Genomic DNA, 2,848 nt, shown 5'->3' on the forward strand with positions numbered 1-2,848 from the left:
GCGCCCGGGCGCTGTTCCTGTTCAGGACGCCCGGGCAGCTGGACTACCACCACCGCGACAGCCGGTCGGCCAGCAGCGCGGCCGTGGGCCGCTTGGCGGGCTCGCGGTTGAGCGCCGCGCGCACCAGCGGCAGCAGCGCCACGGGCACGCCCTTGAGGTCGGCCTGGCCGTTCAGCACCGCGTACATCTGCGCCTCGGGCGTGCCACGCCCGAAGGCCGGGCGTCCCGTCGCCGCGAACGCCACCGTCGCCGCCCAGGCGTGGATGTCGGCCGGCGACTCGACCGGCTCGTCGGCGAAGACCTCCGGCGCGGTGTAGCCGGGGGTGCCGAGGAACGTGCCGGTCATGGTGAGCCGGGTGGCGTCGTGCACCTGCGCGATGCCGAAGTCGATGAGGACCGGGCCCTCGGCGCCCATGATGATGTTGGCGGGCTTCAGGTCGCGGTGGACCACCCCGGCGGCGTGGATGATCGCCAGGGCGGCGGCGATGCCCTGCGCCATGTCCACGAGGTGCGCCATGTCGAGCGGCCCGTCCTGTCGGACGCGGTCGAGGAGCGTGACGCCCTCGATGTTCTCCATGACGAGGTACGGCCGGGCGCAGTCGAGGTCGGCGTCGAGCACCTTGGCCACGTACGGGCTCTCGACCCGGCGGAGCGCACGAACTTCGCGTTCCAGCCGAATCCTGGACGAATCATCCTGCGCGAGCTCGTGCAGCACCTTCAGTGCGACTCGCTCGCCGCGCCGGGAGCCGGCGAGGTAGACCTCGCCCATGCCACCCCGGCCGAGCCGCTCGAGCAAGGTATACGGCCCGACCTTGCCGAGCTTGCTCACCGTCCCTCCCTGCCCGGCACGCCCATAAGGGGCACAACCCTAGCGCCGGAAGGGCCGGGGATGTCCGAGGCGCGCCGAGACTTTCGCTTGCCGCGCACGACACGCGCGCCCCCGCGCCCACCGGGAACCGCGACGCCGCGCTCACCGGCAACCGCGACCCCGCGCTCACCGGGAGCCGCGGACGCACGGTCACCGGAAGCCGCGTAGGCCGCGAAGGGTAACACCGGCACGCCGCCGCCTGCCGTGTCGGGTCAGCGGCCCGACCCGGCGATGACCGTGCCCTCGGAGGTGCGCAGCTGCCCCTCGCCGGTGTAGACCCACTTGGTGGAGGTCAGCTCCGGAAGCCCCATCGGACCGCGCGCGTGCAGCTTCTGCGTGGAGATGCCGATCTCCGCGCCGAACCCGAACTCGCCTCCGTCGGTGAACCGGGTGGAGGCGTTGACCGCCACGGCCGCCGAGTCGACCAGCGACACGAACCGGCGCGCCGCCCCCTGCGAGCGGGTGACGATCGCGTCGGTGTGGCCCGAGCCGTACGCGCGGATGTGGGACACCGCGTCCTCCAGCGAGTCGACGACGGCCGCGGCGATGTCCAGCGAGAGGTACTCGGCGCGGAAGTCGTCGTCGGTGGCGGGCACGACCTCGCCGAACCGGGCGATCCGCTCGTCGCCGTGGACCGTCACGCCGGCCTCCTTGAGCGCCCGCAGCGCCATGGGCACGAACGTCTCGGCGATGCCGGCGTGGACCAGGAACGTCTCGGCCGCGTTGCACACCGACGGACGCTGCGCCTTGGAGTTGACCAGGATCTCCAGGGCCAGCTCCGGGTCGGCCTCGGCGTCCACGTACACGTGGCAGTTGCCCACCCCGGTCTCGATGACCGGCACCGTGGACTCCTCGACCACCGAGTTGATCAGCGAGGCGCCGCCGCGCGGGATGAGCACGTCCACCAGCCCGCGCGCCCGCATCAGCTCCTTGACCGAGTCGCGCGTGAGGCCGGGCACGAGCTGCACGGCGCCGGCCGGCACCTCGGTCGCCGCCAGCGCCTCCTGCATGACCCGCACGAGAGCGGTGTTGGAGGAGTAGGCGCTGGACGAGCCGCGCAGCAGCACCGCGTTGCCGCTCTTGAGGCAGAGCGCCGCCGCGTCGACGGTCACGTTGGGGCGGCCCTCGTAGATGATGCCGATGACGCCGAGCGGCACCCGGAGCTGCCGCAGCTCCAGGCCGTTGGGCAGGGTGGAGCCGCGCACGACCTCGCCGACCGGGTCGGGCAGGTCGGCGACCTGCCGCACCGCGTCGGCCACGGACCGGATCCTGCCCTCGTCGAGCCGCAGCCGGTCGATCATCGCCTCCGAGGTGCCCTGCTCGCGGGCCCGCTCGACGTCCTCGGCGTTGGCCTCGACGATCTCGGCGGCGTGGGCCTCCAGGGCGTCGGCGACGGCGCGCAACGCCCGGTCCTTCGGCGCCCGCGGCAGCGGGGCCAGCTCGGCGGCGGCCTCTCGTGCCGCGCGGGCGACCTTCAGGAACTCCTCGGACATCACACGCTCCTCGTTGTCGTGCCGGATTGTCGTGCCGGCTCAGGGGGCGGCGCCGCTCCCGTGGACCCGCTTCCCCCGTCGCGGTTCGCGGCCGGGCGACGGCGGGTCAGCCGTGAGACTCCAGTATGACGATGTCGTCGCGGTGGATCAGCTCGCGTTCATATTCCGGACCCAGCTCGCTGGCCAGCTCCCGCGTGGACCGGCCGAGCAGGCCGGGGATCTCCCCCGCGTCGAAGTTGACCAGCCCGCGCGCCACCACCGCGCCACGTGGCGCGCACAGGTCCACGGGGTCGCCCGCGGCGAACTCCCCCTCCACTGAGGTGACCCCGGCCGGCAGCAGCGACTTGCGGCGCGTCACGATGGCCTCGACCGCGCCGTCGTCGAGGTGCAGCCGAGGCCCTTGAACGGCGCGTCACCCGCCCGGTACGGGTCGATGTGCAGCATGCCGAGCCGGGCGTCCTCCAGGTAGTCGAAGAACCGGACGTTG

General features: G+C 73.2%; 2 protein-coding genes and 1 pseudogene. All 3 read right to left on the minus strand.

Annotated features, from left to right (window positions below):
- Window positions 1–43: 43 nt before the first annotated feature.
- The gene (locus AB0H81_RS44465) at window positions 44–829 is read right to left on the minus strand and encodes a serine/threonine-protein kinase (protein ID WP_358388477.1); all 786 of its coding nucleotides are present in this window, start codon (window positions 827–829) and stop codon (window positions 44–46) included.
- Window positions 830–1,080: 251 nt separating this feature from the next.
- Complete coding sequence (locus tag AB0H81_RS44470) at window positions 1,081–2,361, minus strand: glutamate-5-semialdehyde dehydrogenase (RefSeq protein ID WP_358388480.1); 1,281 nt, start codon at window positions 2,359–2,361, stop codon at window positions 1,081–1,083.
- A gap of 106 nt (window positions 2,362–2,467) precedes the next feature.
- Window positions 2,468–2,755 (minus strand): annotated as a pseudogene (locus AB0H81_RS44475) (PUA domain-containing protein); the annotation flags it as partial.
- Between the last annotated feature and the right edge of the window lie 93 nt (window positions 2,756–2,848).

Origin of the sequence: Nonomuraea sp. NPDC050691 (genome assembly GCF_040654455.1) — a bacterium.
Lineage (GTDB): Bacteria > Actinomycetota > Actinomycetes > Streptosporangiales > Streptosporangiaceae > Nonomuraea.

What these genes read in the sequence shown, in the direction of transcription:
- AB0H81_RS44470 (WP_358388480.1), bottom strand. Translation starts at nt 2,361, where the DNA reads ATGTCCGAGGAGTTCCTGAAGGTCGCCCGCGCGGCACGAGAGGCCGCC.